The following is a 20,421-nucleotide window of genomic DNA, read 5'->3' on the forward strand; positions in this document are numbered from 1 at the left end:
TTCAGTGCGGCACTGGCCCTCTCCCCCACCCGGCCTCCCAACGATGGTACCTTGTGGGAGGCCGGGTGGGGGAGAGGGCCGGGGCAGCACATCCGGCGCAGCCGGATAACCCAAACACGCGCTCAGAACAGCTCGATCCTGGCAGCGGGCGCCGCGTCGGCCTCTTCGGCCGGGGCATTGTCGTTGACGATGGCGCCATGCACCTGGCGCTGGCTTTCCATGACATAGCGCGCGCTGCTGTTCCAGCACGTCGAGCAGCGAGCGGGTTGGCGGCGCGCCCGAGGTCGATTGCGCGATCAGGTCTTCCAGTTCGCGCAGCGCACCGAAGATCTGTTCCAGCCGCTGGCGCATCACGTCCTGGAATTGCAGGTTGCCAAGGATATCGGACAGCGAGCGGACGATCTCGGCGTGTCCGGTGTCGAGCGTCTGCATCGCGGTGTCGAGCTGCGCGGCCGCCTCGAGCGCGCGTTCCTGCGCGGTCCCCAGTTCGGCGAGCAGCGCCCCCATCTCGCCCGCGCCGCCACCCGCGCCATCGGCCTTGCCAGCAGCACCGGGCATGGCGGCAGCGATCTGGGCATGCATGCGGTCGGAAAAGGTGTGGATGCTTTGCCCCACCTGCCGCGCGCCATCGGCGGTCTGGCTGGCCAGGCTGCGCATTTCGGTGGCGATCAGGCCAAAGGCCAGGCCTGCGCGGCCCTGGTGGTGCGCCTCGACCGAGGCGTTGATCGCCAGGAAGAAGGCCTTGTCGGCCACTTGTGAAATCACGTCGACCGTATCGCGCAAGGCCTGGAATTCCCCGGCCAGCGCCTGGAGACCGGCAAAGTTCTCGGCAATGCGGCGATCGCGCTCGGCCAGCATGTGGCCCAGCCGCGCGACAATCTCGCCGGGCATGGCCACTGCCTCCCGCATGGCCTGCGCGCCGGCGAGCGAGGCAAAGATGCGATCGCGCTGCCCGGCCGACAGCGTGCTGATCGATTCCACCCGGCGCACCACATTGACCACGCCATCGGCCACATCGGCCTGGATGCCTTCGATCTGCCCGCACAGCGTATCGACGAAAGGCTGCACTGCCTGCATGTCGGCCAGGACGGGCGGGGGAATGGCAAAGGGATCGGACAGGAACGCGAGGCCGCCGGTGTCGGCCACCGGTTCCGGCTCTGGCCCGGTCACGCCGGACGGCTCCCTTTCCGGCGCACGAGGCTGCCATCCCCGCCACAGCGCCACCAGCGCCAGGGCTGCCGCGCCCAGCAGCAGCGTCGCGAGGCCAGCGCCCACCGCGCGTCAGGCCGCAGGCAGGATCTGGCGGATCACCCCGAGCAGGTCCGGCCCGGAAATGGGCTTCACCAGCCAGCCGGTGGCGCCAAGCCGGCGGCTCTCGTCGCGCTTGGCCCGCTCGCTTTCGGTGGTCAGCGTCAGGATCGGGGTGAACCGGCAAGAGGAAACGCCGCGCGCATTGCGGATGAATTCCAGCCCGCCCATGTTGGGCATGTTGATGTCGGTGATGATCAGGTCGGGCCGCAGACCACTGTTGAGCGCACTCATCGCGCGGCTGCCGTCGCTGGCGGATTCCACGGCGTACCCGTTCATCTCCAGCGTGGCGCGTACGCTCATGATCATGGTGGGCGAGTCATCGACGATCAGGATGGTCTTGCGCATGGCGTTCAATTCCTGCTGGCGTCATCCGGGGCGGGAGGCCTTTGGGCAAAGGCTTTGTACCGGACAGGACGGGCCTGGTTGGGTTCGGGTCGAGGCGGAATCGGATCGTGCCGACCAGCCTCGCACCCCCGTTCTTGCACGGCCAGTCCGGAACACTCTGTTGCGCAGCGCGGTTAAGTTCCCACCCGATCGCGCCCGTATCACTACATAGGTTGCCAGATAGGGGATCGGCCTTGTCCGGGCGCAGGGTGGACAGCCGGAGGGCCGGGTTAAGGCCATGGCAAGTCCATCGCGCCAGGCAGGGGCAATGGACCCGGCACACCAGCACGAGCAATGGATGCCTCTGGCCGACGTGGTCGCGGCCACCGGCCTGCGCGCCGATCTGCTGCGCGCGTGGGAGCGCCGCTATGGCTTTCCCGTGCCCGCGCGCGATGATCGGGGCCGCCGCTGCTTCGCGCCCGAACAGCTCGATCGCCTGCGCCTGCTGCGCCGCCTGATCGACGCGGGCGCGCGGGCCGGCGCGGTGGTACCCCTGCCCCTGCCGCAACTGGCCGCGCTGGCCGAGCAACAGAGCCTGGGCGACGCCCGCTTGGCGATCGGCCTGGATGCCGATGTGCAGGCAGCGCTGACTCTGGCGGAACAAGGCCACTCGGTGGCGCTGGCGGCCCATCTCGCGGCCTGCCTGGCGCGGCGCGGGGCCGCTGATTTCGTGATGGGACTGGCCGCCCCGCTGCTGATCGCGATCGGCGAAGCCTGGCACGCCGGACGGATCGCGGTGCATCAGGAGCACTTGGCCAGCGAGATTCTGGCGCGCACGCTGGGCGCTGCCGCGCTTGCCCTTCAGGCCGGGGCTGACAGGAGGGCGGCACCCGTCGCCGTGCTGGCCACGCTGCCGGAGGAGAGCCATGGGCTGGGTCTGGCCATGCTCGAAGTGACGTTGGCCGCGCAGGGTGGCCTCATCATCAACCTCGGCACGCAACTGCCGCCCGCGCAATTGGCAGAGGCGGCGGCGCATCATCGCGCGCAGGTGGTGGCGGTTTCGTTTTCTTCGTTCTTCCGCCCGGCGGCGGTGGCGCCGCTGCTCGGTGCGCTGCGCCGGGGCCTGCCGTCCGCCACGGCGCTATGGGCCGGCGGCGGCTGCGCCGGGCTCGATGGTCCCTTGCCCGAAGGGGTAACCCGGTTCAGCAGCCTGGGGCAGGCCGCCGATGCCTGGCGCCGGCAGCAAGCGTTGGGTTGATGCGGCTCAGAACAGCTCGATCTTGGGTGCGGTGGCGGCGGATTCGCCCCGATGCGCGGCGCGCTGCTGCTCCATCACATAGCTGCCCAGGATCGAGCTGAGGCACGTGGCGATCGAGCTGTCGGGCGGCGCGCCATCATGGATGATCGCGCTAGAGAGCGCGACGAAGTGATCCGAAATCATCGACAGCGCGCGGCTGACCTGTTCGAGCTGCTGGCGCGCCACATCCTGGAACTGGATCGAGCCGCACAGCGTGTTGAGCGGTTCGCGCATGTCCTCTCCGCGCCGCTGCACTTCGCGGATCAGGTCCGCCTGGAACTGGTTGAGCGTGTTCATGTGTTCGGCCAGCTTGGCAAAGCTGCGCTGGAGATCCTCGGTGCGGGCATCGTCGGTGCGCTGCTGGCTGGATACCTTGGCGATCAGGTCTTCGCTGATCATCAGGTCCATTTCGGTCAGCTCGTGGTTGAGGTCGCTCGCCAGGCGCCCGGTCTGGGTGGCCAGCGCGCGGATTTCCTCGGCAATCACTTCCAGCCCGGTGTTCTTGCCCAGCCCGGCAATGCGGATGCGCGCGTTGATCGCCAGCAGATCGGTGTAGCGGCGCACGTCCTCGATCTCGCCCAGATGGCTGCGCATGCGGTTGGACAGCGCGCGCACCGTGTCCAGGCTGTGCCGGATCTCGGTCTGCGTCTCCGCGTGCTGGCGGATCAACTCGGCAATCATCGCGCGCCCGGTTTCCACGCTCAGGTGCATGGCATCGCTGGCATCGACCAGCCGGTCGGACTGCATCGTGTCGCCCACGTGGCGCACCAGGCCCGAAACGCTGCCCTCGATGTTCAGCGCCTGGCCCAGAATGTCCTCGGCGGCGGCCTGGGTCTCTCCGCAGACATTGGTGAGATGGGCCTGCATGATCTCCACAAAGCCGGCATAGCTCTGCATTTCCTCCACCAGCGCCATGGTCTGGGGATGGATGCGGTGATAGCGACTCTCGGGCGGGGAAAACGGAACGACATTGTCCGGCGCTGTTTGGGGCGCGGGCACGGGTGCCGGTACGGGTTCGTCGGCGTGCGCCTCGCCCAGAAGTTCGGGCGCGCCGTCGGGGGGGATGGCGGGTGGCACGCCGGGCGCGTGGCCCCGGCGCAGCAGGCGGGTCAGCAAAGCGAACATGTCATCCTCCCGGCACCATCTGGCGCACCACGGCCAGCAGGTCGGCCGGTTGCACGGGCTTGACGATCCAGCCGGTGGCCCCCGCGCTGCGCGCTTCCTGGCGCCGGTCCATCGCGGATTCGGTGGTCAGCATCAGGATCGGCGTGAACCGGGTGACGGCCATCTGGCGCATGGCGCGGATCAGATCGATGCCATTCATCGCCGCCATGTTCAGATCGGTGATCACCAGGTTGGGCCGTGCCCCGCCCTGCAACTTGTGCAGGGCCTCCTCGCCGCTCGACGCCTTGATCACGCCATAGCCGGCGCGCCCCAGGATCGCTTCCATGCTCATCAGGATCGGCGGGGAATCGTCCACCAGCATCACGGTTTTCATTGGCTTGCACCCTTCCTGTTGCGGCGTTGGGAGACGGCTCGCGGTTCCGGCCCAGCCGATGTGGCGCGGGACGAGCGGCGGCGGCGCGGTGTTTCGTGCGGCCCTTCGCTTTGCGGCGGCAGAAGCGGGCCAAGCCAGCGCGCCAGCGTGGGATCGGCCGGGGCGGCGGCGAGCGGCGGGCGCAGCGCCTTCAGGCATTGCAGCACGGCAGTGTGCACGCCCTCGCAGGCGGCCAGGTCCACCGCGCGCGTCTCATCGGCGATCAGCCATTCGGCCAGCTCACCCGCGTCCTCCACCGCGCATTGCCCGTCGAGCACGGCCAGGTTGCCGGCATAGCGGATGGCCATCACAGGATCTCCTTGAGATTGAGCACCAGCAGCACGCGCCCATCGCCCAGCACGGCCGTGCCGGAAAAGCCGCTCATGTTGGCCAGGATGCCCGAAAACGGCTTGAGGATGATGTCCATGCCCGTGCCGAAATCGTCGATCACCAGGCCGATCGTCGCCGGGCCGATGCGCAGGATCAGCACCGATTCCAGCGGAGTGGCCACGTCTTCCATGCCCAGCAGGCGGCGCAGCCGGGCAATCGGGATCACCTGGTCGCGCAGCACCACGGCTTCCGATTGCTTGAGCCGGCGGATCGCGCCGGGGTCCAGCCGCACGGTTTCCACCACCAGGTCCATCGGCACACCATAAAGCTGCCCGGCCAGCTCCACCGTCAACACCCGCGTCACCGCCATCGACAGCGGCAAGCGCAGCCGCACGGTCACGCCCTGGCCCAGCCGGCTTTCGAGCGAGACCGCGCCGCCAAAGCGCTCCACTGCGGCACGCACCGCATCCATCCCCACGCCGCGTCCGGACAAGTCTGAAATCGTCTCGGCCGTGGAAAAGCCGGGCAGGAACACCAGTTGCACGGCCTGGGCATCGGCAAGCTGGGCAGCCCGTTCGGCGTCGATTAAGCCGCGCTCCACCGCCTTGATCCGCAACTGCTCGGGATCGATGCCGCGCCCGTCGTCGATCACGTCGATGACGACGCTGTCGCCTTCCTGGAAGGCGACCAGGCGGATCGTGGCCGTCTCGGCCTTGCCATGGGCCAGCCGCTGTGCGGGCGTCTCGATGCCGTGGTCCAGGCTGTTGCGCAGGATGTGGGTCAGCGGCTCGGCCAGGGCCTCGATGATGTTCTTGTCCGCCTCGGTGCTCTCGCCCTCGATCTCCAGGCGGACCAGCTTGTCCTGCTTGCGCGCGATATCGCGCACCAGGCGGGGAAAGCGCTTGAACAGGTCGGACACCGGCATCATGCGGATATCCATCACCGCGTTCTGCATCTGCCGGGTGATGCGGTCGATCACCGCATACTTGTCCTTGATCTCGCGCGAGAGTTCGCGGCTGTTGAACCGCATTTCCGCGTCGCGCGCCAGGAACGGCAGGGCGTTCTTGGCCACCACCAGTTCGCCCACCAGATTCATCAGCAGGTCCACCTTGCCCTGCTCCACGCGCAACGTGCGCTCGGCCGCTTCGCCCCGGCTGGCGCCACCGGCGCCGCCGACCGGCCCGCCTTCGGGCAGCGGCGCGGCAGCGGCATCGGGCAGCGAGGCCGCGCGCGTGGCATCGAGCAGCGCGGCAATCGCGGCGCTCACCCGCGCGGCATCGGCATGATCGACGCCCAGCGGGCAGGGCATGGCGCAGGATGCGGCGATGTTGCGCACCACGGCGGCAATGTCTTCCACCTGGTCCTGCCGCCCGGGCATGGCCAGCGCGCGGCGCTGCGCCTCCAGCAGCTCAACCGCCAGCGGCGGCAGGACGATGGCGGGCGCCGGGGCTGCCGCACTCTCCGGCTCTGGCGCAGGCGCAGGCCCCAGCGCGGCAAGCGTGACGCTTTCGGGCATGTAGCGGAAATGGTGCTCCACCTCCGCCCGATCGGCGCAGGCGATCAGGCGGATGCGCAGGTTGCAGGCATAGGGATCGAACCGCGCCCGCTCCGGCCAGGCCTCGCGCGGGGCAATGTCGAGCCAGGCCAGCCCCGGCGTTGCCAGGGCCACGCGCAGCGGGTCTTCGCCGCTGAAGAAGCAGCCTTCGTCGGGGGTGTATTCCACGCTCACGCCTGCCGTGTCGGGCGCCCCCTCGCCCGCCCCCTCGCCCGCCAGCGTGGCGCGCGCCGCCTCTGCCCAGGCGTGGCGCACGCCCGGTTCCGGCACCGCTTCCGGCCCGGCTTCCGGCCCAGCTCCGGGCGTGGCTGCGGCAGGTGCAATGGCATCGAGCCGGGCGCGATAGGCAGCGGCAAAGCGCCGCGCGATGTCCATCTTTTCGGGCGGCAGCGCGCCATGGGCCTGGAACATGCCGATCCAGCGGGTGACATAGTCCAGCCCGGCGAGCAGTTCGTCGACCATGGCTGCGTTCACCCGCAGCTTGCCATCGCGCACCGCGCCCAGCAGGTCTTCCCCGGCATGGACCAAGTGGATCAGCGCAGGCAGATCGAACAGGCCCGCCGCGCCCTTGATCGAATGGACCGAGCGGAACAGCGCATTGATCGCCTCGCGATCGTCGGGATCGGCTTCCAGCGTCAGCAGCGCGGCATTGGCCTGCTCTATCAGGGCGAGGCTTTCCTCGACAAAGCTGGCGGCCAGTTCCGCCGCTTCGCTGCCGGCCAGCGCGCCGTCCATCCCCGGGGCCATGCTGGGGGGCTGGTTGCGTTGCGATTTCAAGGGCATGCCACACCTGTCATGAGCTTGACGGTTGCCATGAAGCGAACCGGATCGATCGGCTTGGTGAGATAGAAATTGGCGCCGGCCTGATAGGCGCGGGCAATATCCTCGGTGCCCTGCTCGGTGCTGAGCATCACGGCCGGGATCGCCTTGAGATCCGGGTTGCGGCGCACTTGCGCAAGGAAGGCATAGCCATCCATCTTCTGCATGTTGATGTCGACCACGAACAGGTCGAAGCGGTGCTGCAAGGCCTGCTCCAGCCCTTCCAGGCCATTGATCGCCTCGTCCACGCCGAAGCCCTCGCGCTTGAGCAGTTGCGCGCAGAACAGCCGCACGGTCAGCGTGTCGTCCACGATCAGCACGCGGCATGGCGGGGCTTCGCCCGGCGCAGGCGGGGCTGGCGGAGCGGCAAGGGAATGGGGAGACAGGCTCATGGCAGCGGCCTTTGATGCACCAGTGCCTCGGGAAACTTGCGCGGCACGAAGATGTTGGAAATGCGGCTCATGCTTTCGGAATGGCCCAGCGCCACGAAGCCGCCGGGGTTGAGCGCGTCGAAGAAATGCTCGGCGGTCTGCCGCCGCGAAAGATCGTCGAAGTAGATCAGCAGGTTGCGGCAGAAGATCACGTCGATCCCGCGCATCCGGGCCATCTGCGTGGGGCTCGACACGTTGATCACCCCGAAATCGATGGACTCGCGCAAGCTGGGCACCACCTGCCAGTTCTCGCCGTCCAGCTTGCGGAAATAGGTGTCGCGGATGCGCGGGGAAACGCGGTGCAGCGCGCGCGCCTGGTAGATGCCTTCGCGCGCGCGGGCGAGGGCGCGGGTATCGATGTCGGACGCGATGATCTCGATGTCGAAATCGCTCGCGCGCGGCCAGTCCTCCAAGATCGAGATGGCGATCGAATAGGGCTCCTCCCCCGTCGAGCAGGGGATCGACCAGATGCGGATGCGGTCGCGGCGCGGATCCTTGCGATCGGCGATCTCGTCCAGCATGCGCCGGGTGAGGCAGGCGAACTGGTAGTCCTCGCGGAAGAAATAGGTCTCGTTGACCGTCATCTCGTTGATCAGCGCCTGCATTTCCGCGCCGCCCGGCTGGAACTTGACCAGCGAGAGATATTCCCGGAACGAGTTGCAGTCGTTGGCCGCCATGCGGTCTTCCAGCCGCTTGTCGATGAAATAGCGGCGGCTGGCATCCATGCTGATGCCGGTCTTCTTGTAGAAGAAATCGCAGAACACCACGACATCCTCGGCCGAGATGCGCGGGGCGGCGATGCGATGCAGCGGGGGTGCCTGCGGGGGGCTGGCCATGCGATCAGCCCTCGCTCAGCCGCTGCAAGGCGGTGTCCACGGCAAAGCCCAGGAACGGATCGCCAGGAAACCGCGCGGCAATCGCCGCCAGGGCTTCGCCCGCGCCAGGCGCACCGGTTCCGCCCAGCGCCTCGGCCAGGCAGGAACAGACGTTGGGATCGGCTTCCGCCTGCGCCAGCGCGATCAGCCATTGCGCGATGTCGCCGTCATGGATTTCCCCGGCCAGCAGCACGGCAAAGATGCGCACGTCGGGATCGGCATGGCGGCCCAGCGGATCGAGCAGGTCGCGCGCGTGCTCGGGCATCGTCGCCAGGGTTTCCAGCGCGCCGTTGCGCAGCGCCGGATCGGCCGCGCCCAGCAGCACGGCCAGCCCCTGCGCCGCCGCTGCCGTCTTGGCCGAAGCCAGCGCCAGGAACGCGGCCTGGCGCACGCCATTGTCGGTTTCATGCGGCAGCATCGCCACCAGCGTGTCGACCGCGCCGGCCTCCCCGGCCAGGGCCTGCACCGCGCGGCGGCGCACCGCCGGATCGGCATGATCCAGGCTCGCGCGCTCTTCCACGCCCGGCGTGGGCGAAAAATTGCCACCACTGGCTTTCAGCAGGCCCATGACGTGTTCTCCAGGCCCTTGGCCATGTTGCGCATGCGGGTGAAGGCCAGCCGTTCCAGGCGGGCCGCGATCTGTGGGCAGGGCAGGATCTCGCACGCGCCGCCCTGTTCGACCAGCGCGCGCGGCATGCCATAGACCACGCAGCTTTCCTCGCTTTCGGCAATGGTATAGCCGCCCTGGCGGCGCAGTTGCGCCAGCTCGCGCGCGCCATCGTCGCCCATGCCGGTCAGCAGCACGCCGATCAGGGAATCGGCCGTCACCGTATCCATCGCGGTGGCCACCAGGCGGCTGACACTGGGGTGCCAGGTATGCTCGCGCGCGGAAGGGGCCACCGTGGCGAGCAGGCGCCCGCCCCGCTCCAGCACGATCATGTCAGCGTCGCCCCGCGCCAGGTAGATCGTGCCGGGTTGCAGTTCGGTCTGGCGGCGCACTTCCTCCACCGGCATGGCGCAGCACTGGTTGAGCCGCTCGGCAAAGTGGCGCGTGACCGTGGCGGGCATGTGCTGGCACACCAGGATCGGCATGGGATAGTCGGCCGGCAACGGCGCCAGCACGTCTTCCAGCGCGGCCGGGCCACCGGTGGACGCGCCCACCAGCGTGAGCGCCTCGTGCCCCGGTCCATAGCTGCCGCCACGCGGGCGCGGGCGCACCGGCGCGCGCATGATCGCATCGCGCCGCGCCACCAGCCGCTGGCGCAGCCCGCTGGCGCGGCGCACGCTGGCCCCGGCGGCGGCCAGCACTTTGGCGATGATCTGGTCTTCCTGCTCGCGCAGCGCGGTGGAAACAGTGCCGCCCGGCTTGTGCACGAAATCGACCGCGCCCAGCGCGATCGCCTCCAGCGTGGCCAGCGCGCCGCGCTCGGTGAGCGAGGAGATCATCACCACCGGCAGCGGGCATTCCGCCATGATCCGGCTGAGGCAGGTGAGCCCGTCCATCTCGGGCATGTTGATATCCAGCGTGACGACATCGGGCGCATCCTGCGCGATCCGCACCAGCGCCTCGGCCCCGGTGCGCGCGGTCGTCACCTGCAAGCCGCCACGGGTAAGGATGTCGCCGATCTGGCGGCGCATCAGCGCGGAATCGTCAACTACCAGTGCCTTCATTGGCCAATGCCTTGATCGGTCGGTCTCGGTGGTGGTCAGGCCGCGCGGGCGGGCGGCACATCGAGCATTTGCGCGGCATCGAGCAGCAGGATCATGCGGCGCTGTTGCGGCAGGTTGGCCACGCGGCGGATCACGCGGCGCTGCTGGTCCGACATGTCGGGCGCGGGCTTGATGTGCTCGCCGGCAATGCGCATCACTTCCGAAACGGAATCGACGATGAAGCCGGTCTGCACGCCGTGGTGGGTAAACACCACGATGCGCTGGCGATCGTTGTCCTCGCAGGGCGGCAGGTTGAAGCGGGCGCGCTGGTCGATCAGCGGGATCACCGCGCCGCGCAGGTTCATCACGCCGCGAATGTGATCGTCGGTGCGCGGCACGCGGGCAAGATCTTCTGGCACGCGCACGATTTCCTGCACGGTGGCGATGTCCACGCCGAATTCCTCGTCCATCAGGCGGAACACCACGAACTGTTCCTCGCCCGCTGTCCGCACTTGCGCACGGCGATCGTTTGCGGCCATTGCGTCCTCCCCTGCCACGGCGTGGTCTTCCCGCCCGGCGAGTTGCCCCTGCATGTCTTGCGTCTGAGCGTCCTTCAGGGCCTCCTCGATCGTGCCGGGGTCGAACATGGCCTCGGCCGACAGGATCGAGACCAGCCGCTTGCCCCCGTCGAGGCGGCAGATCGCGGTGATTTCCGCCAGCGAACTGTCGGCCGCGAGCATCGGCGGCATGGCATCGATGCCGCTGCGGCGCACGCGCAGCACTTCGTTGACCTTGTCCAGCACCACGCCCACCAGCAGCCCGGCCGGGCCGACCGAAACCACCGCAACGCGGTTGTGATCGGCCACTTGCCCGGCGGCCAGGCCGAACAGGTGGCGCAGGCTGACCACCGGCAACAGCCGGTCGCGCAGCGCGATCACGCCCATCACGCTGCCCGGCGCCTTGGGCACGCGGGTGACGGTTTCGGGCAGTTGCACGATCTCGCGCACGCTGTGGATGGGCAGCGCATATTCTTGCCCGGCCACTTCAAAGCTCACCAGTTGCAGCTCTTCCAGATCGGCCTGGCCCGCCTCTGGCGCGCCGCCCGTCCCGGCAGCGGGATCGCTCGCCAGGCCGGCGGCGAGCCCTGCCCCTTCCGCCCGGCCATGGGCCAGGGCCTGGAATTCCTGCTCCACCAGCCGCGCGGCATCGAGCACCATGACCAGGCCCAGCCCGCTCTGGTCCTTGATCACCCCGCGCAGCAGGTCAGACCGCACGCTGGTTTCCACCGAGGCGGCGTCCTCGATCCGCTCGGGATCGACCGAGACCACGCTGACCACGCGATCAACGACAATGCCGATCGATTGCCCGCGATCGAGGATCACCACCCGCGTCGCGTCATCGGCCGGCACCGGCGCGCCGCCGAACAGGCTGCGGGTGTTGACCACCGGCAGCACCGTGCCGCGCAGGTTGGTCAGACCTTCCAGGCTGGGTGGCGCCAGCGGCACGCGCACCACCTCGGGCATGCGGATGATTTCCTTCACTTCGTCAAGCGAGACGGCAAAAGTCTCTCCGTCCACGGTGAAGATGGTGAACTGCCGGGGCTGCGCCGGGGGCGCCGCGTGGTCCGCACCCGCGCGCGCGGGCGCGAGCTCCGCTGCGCCTTCGGCCTCTATCCTGGTATGAAGCATGTGCCGTCTCCCTGGCCGGGGGTGTGCCCTGGGATTCAGGCGTTGGATTGCAGCTCGTCGGCCATCGAGGCGATTTCCTCGATCGCCACGGCCAGTTCCTCGGCACCCTGGCTCTGCTGCTTGGCGGCGCTGGCGGCCTGGGTGGCGGCCTGGTCCGCCTGGGTCGCGGCGGCGGCGATCTGGGTGATGCCGGTCTGCACCTCGGTCACCTGGCGCAGCATTTCCGCCGCGCTTGCGCGGATGGCGCGGTTGCCGTCGAGCACTTCGCGCATATCGTCGGTCACGCGCGCAAGATCGGCGGTGATGACCTTGTTCTTCTCCACTTCGTCCAGCGCAGAGCGGCTGATGTTGTCGAGGTCTCCGGCAACGTTGGCGATCTGCTCCTGGATGGTGCGGACCAAGTCCTTGATGCGGTCGGCGTTTTCCGAGGATTCCTCGGCCAGGTTGCGGATGTCGTTGCTCACCACGGCAAAGCCCTGGCCGAATTCGCCGGCGCGCGCGGCTTCCACCGATCCGTTGACGGCCAGCATGTTGGTCTTGATGCCCACGGTCGTGATCGCTTCCACGATCTTGTCGATCCGGCGCGAGACCTGGCCCAGTTGCGTCACCTGGCCGCGCAGGCGGGCATTGCTGTCCACCGATTGCGCCACCCCGGCGATCATTTCCTCCACCGCGCTGCGGCTCTGGGCAATGCGCTCGGACACCGCAACACCGCGCTCCAGGCCTGCCTCGGCCGCCTCGCTCGAACGCTGCGCGCCCTTGCGGATCTGCTCGACCGCCGCGCTGGACTGGTTGGCCGCTGCCGAGGCGGTGCGGGCGCCACCCGCGATCTGGTCGATCGCCACCAGGATCTGGCTGGCCGACCGGTTGATTTCCTCCACCGCCGAAGACAGCTCCTCGGCCGCCGAAGCGACTTCCTCGGCGCTTTTGCGCACATCGGTGGCGTTCTTCATGTCCTCGGCGATTTCCGAGAGATTCTGCGCCGTGGCATCGCTTTCGCGCAGCGCCGTGCCCTGCTGTTCCAGCGTGGCGAGCACTTCCTCGCAGGCGGCGGACTGTTCCGCCGCGGCGCTGGAAATCGCTTCGGAGCCCTTTTGCGCTTCGACCACGGCCGTTTCGGATTCGGCGTTGAGCCGGGCGATCAGGTCCGCGCCCGAGAGGATCGTGTCCATGTCGCCGCGCAGCTCGCCAAGTTGCACGGTCACGTCGGTGCCCTTCTGCGCCTCGGCCCGCGCGGCTTCGGCCGAGGCGAGAATGCCTTGCGCGATCTGCTGCACTTCGCCCTGGATCTGGCCGACCAGCGACTGGATCTCGGTGGCGCTCTTTTCCGATGTTTCAGCGAGGGTGCGCACTTCGTCGGCCACCACGGCAAAGCCCTTGCCATGTTCGCCCGCGCGCGCCGCCTCGATCGCGGCATTGAGCGCGAGCAGGTTGGTCTGGTCGGCAATGCGCGCCACGGCCTTGACGATTTCGCCGATGTTGCTGGCCTGGGCTTCCAGGTCGCTCACCGTCTTGACCGAGGCGGCCTGCCGCTGCGAGGCGGTTTCCAGCGCGCTGACCGACGCGGTGATCTGCACGCGGTTTTCCTCCAGCAGCTTTTGCAGGCCGCGCGTGCGCTGGAGCGAGGCATCCGCCGCGTGGCGGCAATCGCGCACCAGGCTGCTGATCGTGGTCACGTTCTGGAGCGATTGCTGCGACGCGCTGGAGGCCTGCTCGGCCCCGGCGGAAATCTGCGTCATTGCCGATTGCAGCAGGTCGAGCGCTTCGGAGGCTTCGGTCACCCCGCCGGCAAGCTGGATGCTGGCCGCCGCGATTCGCTCGGCGGCCTGTTGCTGGCGGGCATAGGTCCGCGCCGCCCGCTTGCGCGCATCGGCCTCGCGCGTGGCGGGCGGTTCACCCCCGGCGGCCCGCGCCGGCGCCTTGCGCGCCAGCGTCTGGGTGGCCAGCATGCCCTTGTCGGGGCCGCCGCCATTGAGGTTTTCCTTCTTCACCAAGGCCATCGCCAACACTCCTTGCCAAGTGCCGGCGGGCGTCAAACACGCGGAAAATCCTGTCGACCGGCTTTGCCCGCATCATGTCGGCAAGGTGATGATGCGAGGTTGCCGTTGCGATCCGTAAGAGGCGCCCGGCCCCGGGCATGGCGGTTTTAACCATTCCCACAGCGGCGCGCGCGCCTGAAATGGCCTCAGCCGCGCGCCACCAGCTTGCCCGCCAGCACCACCTTGCGCGTCGGCGCATCGGGATTGTCCAGCCGGTCCAGCAGCATGGCCGTGGCCGTGCGGCCGATTTCCTCCACCGGCTGCTCGATCACGCTGATCCCGCCCGCCCCGCAGGTGCCCTGGCCGACGAAATCCATCCAGTCGTTGTTGTCGAAGCCGGCCAGCGCGATGTCGCCGGGTACCGACAGCCCCTGCGCGCGCAAGGCGCGCAGGATGTGCAGCAGCATGACACCGTTGCTGGCCACCAGCGCATCGGGGCGGCCGGGGCCGGACAGCAGCCCGGCCAGCGCGCGCTCCGCCTCGCCCGTGCTGTGCGGCACGGCCATCGCCTGGGCTTCCAGGCCCAGCGCGGCGGCGGCACGCTCGAACCCGGCGCGGCGTTCCAGGCCCGTGGTGCTCATCGCGCCAAACAGGCCGGCCACGCGGCGGTGGCCACGGGCGTGGAGATGCTCCACCAGCACGGCGGCCATGCGTTCGTTGTCGAGCAGCACGCAATCGAGGTCCGCCCCCGGAATCGCGCGGTCGATCAAGACCACCGGGCGTTCCCCGGCGGGCCGCTCGGTCTGCGCGACACGCTGGCGCGACGGCGCCAGGATCACCCCGGCGGCGCGTTCCTGGTGCATCAGGTCAAGGTACATCGCCTCCTTGGCCGGATCCTCGTCGGTGTTGCACAAGATCACCTGCATGCCGCGCGCGGCGGCCACGGTTTCCACGCTGCGCGAGACGGCGGTGAAGAACGGGTTGCGGATATCGGCCACGATCAGGCCGATCACGTTGGAATGCCGCGAGCGCAGCCGCCGCGCCGCCAGGTTGGGGCGATAGCCGGTGCTTTCCACCGCCGCCAGCACCCGCGCCTGCATCGCCGCGTCCACCGCCTTGCCGGCCAGCACCCGCGACACCGTGGCCGCCGAAACCCCGGCCACCCGCGCTACGTCCTTGATCCCCACAGCCATCAGAAAACGTTCTCTCCATCCCCCGGGCCAATCGGCCTGTTCTTCCGTCAAGAATGGCCCCAATCCGCCCATTTGCGCAAGCCTCTTGACAAAATTCACGAGAAAACGTTTTCTGAAAGCACAGCAGCGGCCCAAGCCCGCTGACAAACGGCCCGAGGAGAGATGCGCGAAATGCTGCCCAACCCCGCGATTTTGCCCGAAGAGGCGGCTCTGGTGCGCATCGGCGCGCAGGCCACCGGCAAGGAAGACGCGATTCGCCAGGTCGGGCAGATGCTGGTCGCGGCCGGCTGCGTGGCGCCAGGCTATGAAGACAGCATGGTGCGGCGCGAGGGCGTGGCCAACACCTTCCTGGGCGGCGGCGCGCAATCGGGCGTGGCGATCCCCCACGGGCTGGGCGAAGACAAGGGCCTGGTGCGGCGCGACGGCATCGCCGTGCTGCAACTCCGCGACGGGGTGGAATGGAACCCCGGCCAGACCGCGCACCTCGTTGTCGGCATTGCCGCCAATTCCGACAGCCACATCGCCATCCTGCGCCGCCTGACCCGCCTGATTCAGGACGAAGCGCGCCTGGCTGCGCTGGTGGCGAGCGATGATCCCCACGCCATTGCCCGCGCCCTGGGCGAGGATGGGGCCACCGCGCCCGCCGCCGCGCCGCTCGATGACCTGGCCCATGCCGCCACCTGGACCGTGGACTATCCCGCCGGGCTGCACGCCCGCCCCGCCTCGGCCTGGATGGAAGCGGCGCGCGCCGCCCCGGCGGCCTTGCGCGTGCGCCATGGGGCCGACAGTGCCGATCCGCGCAGCCTGGTCTCGCTGCTGCAACTCGGCCTCAAGTGCGGCGACACGATCACCATCTCGGCCGATGGCGCGCAGGGCCGCGCGGCGGTGGAGCAGTTCCTCGCCGCAGCCCGCCGCCTGACCGCGCGCGAGCAGGAAGACGCCGCCCGCGCCGCGGCCAAGCGCGCCGCAGCGGCCGACACCGGCGGGCGCGGCTGGCAGCCGCAGGGCACGCTGGCCATGCTGCCCGGCGTGGCGGCCAGTCCGGGCCTGGCCATCGGCACGATCCACGTGGTCGCCGCCGCCGAACTCGCCGTGCCTGATGAGCCGGTGGACCTGGGCCGGGGCGGCGCCATGCTCGACGAAGCGCTCCGGCGCACCCGCGCGCAGATGACCGCGCTGATCGACGACACCACCCGCCGCCTCGGCGCAGGCGATGCCGCGATCTTCAAGGCGCAGGCCGATCTGCTCGACGATACCGACCTGATCACGCTGACCTGCCAGCTCATGGTCGAAGGCCATGGCGTGGCGTGGTCGTGGCACCAGGCAGTCAGCCGCATTGCCGGGCAGCTTTCCGCGCTGGGCAATCCCGTGCTCGCCGCCCGCGCGGCAGACCTGCACGATGTGGGCCGCCGCGTGCTCGCCGCGATCGATCCTGCGCTTGCCACCGGCTCGATCGACAGCCTGCCCGAGAGCGCCGATGGCACCCCTTGCGTGCTGGTGGCGGCCGATCTCTCCCCGTCCGACACGGCCACGCTCGATCCCGCCAAAGTGGCCGGCATCGCCACGGCGCTGGGCGGCCCCACCTCGCACAGTGCGATCCTGGCGCGCACGCTCGGCCTGCCCTCGGTGGTTGCGCTGGGCAACGATCTGCTGGCGCTCAAGGCCGGGGCCAAGGTCATCGTCGACGGCGATGCTGGCCGCGTCTGGCTCGATCCCGGCGAAGCGGACCTCGCCAGCGCGCAGGCCTGGATCGATCGCATCGCCGCCCGCCGCAAGGCACAGGAGGCCGAGCGCAGCCGCCCGGCGATCACCACCGACGGGCACCAGGTGGCCATCGCCGCCAACGTCAACCGGCCGGATTCGGTGCCCTTTGCCCTGGCCGAAGGCGCCGAGGGCGTGGGCCTGATGCGCACCGAATTCCTGTTCCTGGAACGCGGCGACACGCCCGGCGAAGACGAGCAGGAAGCGATCTATCGCGCAATGATCGAGGCCCTGGGCAACAAGCCGCTGATCGTGCGCGCGCTTGATATCGGCGGCGACAAGCAGGTGCCGCACCTTGACTTGCCCAAGGAGGAAAACCCGTTCCTGGGCGTGCGCGGCGCGCGGCTGCTGCTGCGCCGGCCCGACCTGCTCGATCCGCAACTGCGCGCGCTCTATCGCGCGGCCCGGCACGGCGGCGATCTCTCGATCATGTTCCCGATGATCACGTCCGCCTGGGAACTGCAACGCCTGCGCGCCCGCTGCGAGGAAATCCGCGTCGAACTCGATGCCCCGGCCGTGCCGATCGGCATCATGATCGAAGTGCCCGCTGCCGCCGTGCAGGCCGCCGCGCTGGCCGAACATGCCGATTTCTTCTCGATCGGCACCAACGACCTGACGCAATATACCCTGGCGATCGACCGCCAGAATCCTGACCTTGCGGCCGAGGCGGACAGCCTGCATCCCGCCGTGCTGCGCCTGATCGCGCTGACCGTGGAAGGCGCGAAAACGCACGATCGCTGGGTCGGCGTGTGCGGCGGCCTGGCCGGCGATCCGTTCGGCGCGGCGCTGCTCACGGGCCTTGGCGTCACCGAACTGTCGATGACCCCGCGTGACATTCCGGCGGTGAAAGCGCGCCTGCGCGGCGCCAGCCTCGCCGATCTGCAAGACCTGGCCCGCCGCGCGCTGGCCCAGCCGGGCGCTGCCGAAGTGCGCGCGCTCGATCATGCCGCGCTTGATGGAGGGGCCGCCTGATGCGCGTCCACACGCTCACGCTCAATCCCGCGATCGACGAGACGATCACGCTCGACGCGCTCGTGCCCGGCCAGGTCCACCGCGCGCGCGGCGTGCGCCAGAACGCGGGCGGCAAGGGCATCAATGTGGCCAGTTGCCTGGCCGACTGGGGCGTGCCCGTCTCTGCCCACGGCCTGCTCGGGCGCGACAACGCCGCCCCGTTCGAGGCGCTGTTTGCCGCCAAGCCGATCACCGATGCGATGGCGCGGGTGGACGGCGCCACCCGCGTCAATCTCAAGCTGGTCGACGCGCACGACACCACCGATATCAATCTCGATGGCCTGGCGGTGACCGACGAGACCCTTGCCACCGTGCTCGATGGCCTGGCCGCCAGCGCCGTGCCGGGAGACATGGTAGTGCTGGCGGGCAGTCTCCCCCCCGGCTGCCCGCCAGATTGCTATGCCACCCTGGTCGCGCGGCTGCGCGGGCAAGGCGCGCATGTGCTGCTCGATGCCAGTGGCGTGTCCCTGACCCGCGCGCTGGCCGCGCCGGTGCTGCCCCACGTGATCAAGCCCAACCGCGATGAACTGGCCGCCTGGGCAGGGGAGCCGCTGGCCGACATGGCCGCGCTGCTGGCCGCCGCGCGCGCGCTCCAAGCGCGGGGCGTGGCCAAAGTGGTGGTGTCGATGGGCAGCGAAGGCGCGCTGTTCGTCAACGGCGACGGCGCGCTGCATGCGCGGCTGCCGCTGCCACCGCTGGGGCCGCTGGGCGTGGCCAGCACGGTCGGTGCGGGCGATGCCATGGTCGCGGGCATTGCCGCCGCCCATGTCGCCGGGCTGGGCCTTGCGGAAACCGCGCGGCTCGCCACCGCCTTTGCCGTGGCCAAGCTGGGCATGGCCGGGCCGAACCTGCCCGAACGCAGCGGGGTGGAAGCCCTGGCGCAAGACGTCATTCTCGGCCCGCGCCCGTAACGCGCGCGGCAACAGACAGAAGCTTGGGATAGAGGTAGACCATGAAACACCACGTGCTGATCGCAGCGCCCGGGCGCGATGTGGAGGCGGTCCTGGCCGCGCAAGCCCTGCACAAGGCGGCGCGCGAAGCCGGGCTGGCGCTCGACGTGACCGTGGCGAGCGAGGGCATGGAAAGCCCCGCCGCCGCACCGGCGCTGTTCGTCGGGGCGGGCGACCACGCGCTCGCCAGCGGTGCGGGCCAGGCGCTCTCGCTCGAGGCGGTGCTGGCCGATCCCGCCGCCGCGCTCGCCGGGCTGGATGCCACAGCCCCCGGCGCCACGCCTGCTCCCGCTGCGGCCACCACGCGCATTGTCGCCATCACCTCGTGCCCCACCGGCATTGCCCACACTTTCATGGCGGCCGAAGGGTTGCAACAGGGGGCGCAGGCCTTGGGCCATGCCATCCGCGTGGAAACGCAAGGGTCGGTCGGCGCGGGTACGCCGCTGACCGCGCAGGAAATTGCCGAGGCCGACGTGGTGATCATTGCCGCCGACCGCGAAGTGGACCGCGCCCGCTTTGCCGGCAAGCGCGTGTTCGCCAGCAACACCAAGCCCGCCATCACCAATGGCGCCGCGCTGATCACCCGCGCCCTGGCCGAAGCCCCAGTGCAGGGAGGCGTGCAGGCGGGCGGCGATGAAACCGCCGTGCCGGCAAAAGCCGAACGCACCGGCCCCTACAAGCACCTGATGACCGGCGTTTCGTTCATGCTGCCCTTCGTGGTGGCGGGTGGCCTGCTGATCGCGCTGGCCTTTGCCCTGGGCGGCATTCACGCCAACGACGATGCCGCCGCCGGCACGCTGGCGCATACCCTGTTCGAGATCGGCGCCAAGGGCGGCTTTGCCCTGATCGTTCCGGCGCTCGCCGGTTACATCGCCTATTCGATTGCCGATCGGCCGGGCATTGCGCCGGGCATGATCGGCGGGATGATCGCCGCCAGCCAGGGCGCCGGGTTCCTTGGCGGCATCGTCGCGGGCTTCATCGCCGGCTATGGGGTGGAGGCGCTCAACCGTGCCATTCGCCTGCCGCGCAATCTGGCCGGCCTCAAGCCCATGCTGATCCTGCCGCTGCTCGGCACGCTCGGCACCGGGTTGCTGATGGTCTATGCCGTGGGCACGCCCGTCGCTGCGGCGCTGGCCTTCCTCACCGAATGGCTGCGCGGCATGCAAGGGTCGAGCGCCATCGCGCTCGGCCTGATCCTGGGCGCGATGATGGCCTTCGACATGGGCGGCCCGGTCAACAAGGCGAGCTATGCCTTTTCCGTCGGCCTGATCGCCAGCCAGGTCTATACCCCGATGGCCGCGACCATGGCCGCTGGGATGACCCCGCCGCTGGGCATCGCGCTCGCCACCGTCCTGTTCCGCAACCGCTTTTCGGCAGAAGAGCGCGATGGCGCGGGCGCCACGGCGGTGCTTGGCCTGGCGTTCATCACCGAAGGCGCGATTCCCTTCGCGGCGCGCGATCCGCTACGCATGATCCCCGCTTTCGTCGCCGGATCGGCGCTGGCCGGGGCGATCTCGATGGCGATGGGCGTGGAACTGCGCGTGCCGCACGGCGGCGTGTTCGTGCTGCCGATCCCCGGCGCGGTGACGCACCTGGGCGCCTATGCGCTGGCGATTGCCGCCGGCACGCTGACCACCGCGCTGCTCGCCGGCCTGCTGCGCCGCCCGATCGCCGCCACTGCCTGACCCGTTGTTTTCACGCGGCCCCGAT

Annotated in this window: 17 protein-coding genes; 4 read left to right on the plus strand and 13 right to left on the minus strand. The window is 69.5% G+C overall.

Annotated elements, in window-relative coordinates; all coding sequences use genetic code 11:
• Together IE191_RS07625 and IE191_RS07630 are read right to left on the minus strand one after the other, a co-directional pair.
• On the minus strand, window positions 1-1,275 hold a 1,275-nt coding region (locus IE191_RS07625), incomplete at its 3' end, for a methyl-accepting chemotaxis protein (protein WP_191323767.1).
• A 6-nt stretch (window positions 1,276-1,281) separates the two neighbouring features.
• Complete coding sequence (locus IE191_RS07630) at window positions 1,282-1,656, minus strand: response regulator (RefSeq protein WP_191323768.1); 375 nt, start codon at window positions 1,654-1,656, stop codon at window positions 1,282-1,284.
• A gap of 307 nt (window positions 1,657-1,963) precedes the next feature.
• On the opposite strand from IE191_RS07630, the gene IE191_RS07635 reads away from it, so the two are divergent.
• Window positions 1,964-2,893, plus strand: a complete 930-nt coding sequence (locus IE191_RS07635) for a MerR family transcriptional regulator (protein ID WP_191323769.1) — start codon at window positions 1,964-1,966, stop codon at window positions 2,891-2,893.
• 6 nt (window positions 2,894-2,899) lie between these two features.
• On the opposite strand, the gene IE191_RS07640 is transcribed toward IE191_RS07635, so the two are convergent.
• The 11 genes from IE191_RS07640 to IE191_RS07690 form a co-directional block, all read right to left on the minus strand.
• Window positions 2,900-4,057 (minus strand): methyl-accepting chemotaxis protein, encoded by a 1,158-nt coding sequence (locus IE191_RS07640; protein ID WP_191323770.1) that lies wholly within the window; start codon window positions 4,055-4,057, stop codon window positions 2,900-2,902.
• 1 nt (window position 4,058) lies between these two features.
• Window positions 4,059-4,430 (minus strand): response regulator, encoded by a 372-nt coding sequence (locus IE191_RS07645; protein WP_191323771.1) that lies wholly within the window; start codon window positions 4,428-4,430, stop codon window positions 4,059-4,061.
• Entirely contained in the window at window positions 4,427-4,777 is a 351-nt protein-coding gene (locus IE191_RS07650) for a hypothetical protein (RefSeq protein WP_191323772.1), read from the minus strand. Before IE191_RS07650 ends, IE191_RS07645 begins: the two co-directional genes overlap by 4 nt.
• Window positions 4,777-7,101, minus strand: coding sequence for a chemotaxis protein CheA (locus IE191_RS07655; RefSeq protein ID WP_191323773.1), 2,325 nt, complete (start codon window positions 7,099-7,101; stop codon window positions 4,777-4,779). Before IE191_RS07655 ends, IE191_RS07650 begins: the two co-directional genes overlap by 1 nt.
• Window positions 7,102-7,127: 26 nt before the next feature.
• Entirely contained in the window at window positions 7,128-7,565 is a 438-nt protein-coding gene (locus tag IE191_RS07660) for a response regulator (RefSeq protein WP_191323774.1), read from the minus strand.
• Window positions 7,562-8,440, minus strand: a complete 879-nt coding sequence (locus IE191_RS07665) for a CheR family methyltransferase (RefSeq protein WP_191323775.1) — start codon at window positions 8,438-8,440, stop codon at window positions 7,562-7,564. The genes IE191_RS07660 and IE191_RS07665 overlap by 4 nt, the downstream gene beginning before the upstream one ends.
• Window positions 8,441-8,444: 4 nt before the next feature.
• The gene (locus IE191_RS07670; protein ID WP_191323776.1) at window positions 8,445-9,047 is read right to left on the minus strand and encodes a HEAT repeat domain-containing protein; all 603 of its coding nucleotides are present in this window, start codon (window positions 9,045-9,047) and stop codon (window positions 8,445-8,447) included.
• The gene (cheB, locus tag IE191_RS07675; protein ID WP_191323777.1) at window positions 9,035-10,150 is read right to left on the minus strand and encodes a chemotaxis-specific protein-glutamate methyltransferase CheB; all 1,116 of its coding nucleotides are present in this window, start codon (window positions 10,148-10,150) and stop codon (window positions 9,035-9,037) included. Before cheB ends, IE191_RS07670 begins: the two co-directional genes overlap by 13 nt.
• 35 nt (window positions 10,151-10,185) lie before the next feature.
• Window positions 10,186-11,817: a chemotaxis protein CheW gene (locus IE191_RS07680; RefSeq protein ID WP_191323778.1), complete on the minus strand. Its 1,632-nt coding sequence runs from the start codon at window positions 11,815-11,817 to the stop codon at window positions 10,186-10,188.
• Window positions 11,818-11,852: 35 nt separating this feature from the next.
• Window positions 11,853-13,817 carry a methyl-accepting chemotaxis protein gene (locus IE191_RS07685; RefSeq protein WP_229815176.1) on the minus strand — a complete coding sequence of 655 codons (1,965 nt, stop codon included), beginning with the start codon at window positions 13,815-13,817 and terminating at the stop codon, window positions 11,853-11,855.
• A gap of 185 nt (window positions 13,818-14,002) precedes the next feature.
• The gene (locus IE191_RS07690; protein ID WP_191323779.1) at window positions 14,003-14,989 is read right to left on the minus strand and encodes a LacI family DNA-binding transcriptional regulator; all 987 of its coding nucleotides are present in this window, start codon (window positions 14,987-14,989) and stop codon (window positions 14,003-14,005) included.
• 162 nt (window positions 14,990-15,151) lie between these two features.
• Between IE191_RS07690 and ptsP the strand changes: the two genes are divergently transcribed.
• From ptsP to IE191_RS07705, 3 genes are read left to right on the plus strand one after another with little or no spacing between them, the layout of a single operon-like run.
• Window positions 15,152-17,722: a phosphoenolpyruvate--protein phosphotransferase gene (gene ptsP / locus IE191_RS07695; protein ID WP_373299263.1), complete on the plus strand. Its 2,571-nt coding sequence runs from the start codon at window positions 15,152-15,154 to the stop codon at window positions 17,720-17,722.
• Window positions 17,722-18,672 (plus strand): 1-phosphofructokinase, encoded by a 951-nt coding sequence (pfkB, locus tag IE191_RS07700; protein WP_191323781.1) that lies wholly within the window; start codon window positions 17,722-17,724, stop codon window positions 18,670-18,672. Before ptsP ends, pfkB begins: the two co-directional genes overlap by 1 nt.
• Before the next feature lie 41 nt (window positions 18,673-18,713).
• Window positions 18,714-20,396, plus strand: coding sequence for a PTS fructose transporter subunit IIC (locus IE191_RS07705; RefSeq protein WP_191323782.1), 1,683 nt, complete (start codon window positions 18,714-18,716; stop codon window positions 20,394-20,396).
• The last annotated feature ends 25 nt before the right edge of the window (window positions 20,397-20,421 follow it).

This window comes from Novosphingobium pokkalii, from assembly GCF_014652855.1.
Classification (GTDB): Bacteria; Pseudomonadota; Alphaproteobacteria; order Sphingomonadales; family Sphingomonadaceae; genus Novosphingobium; species Novosphingobium pokkalii.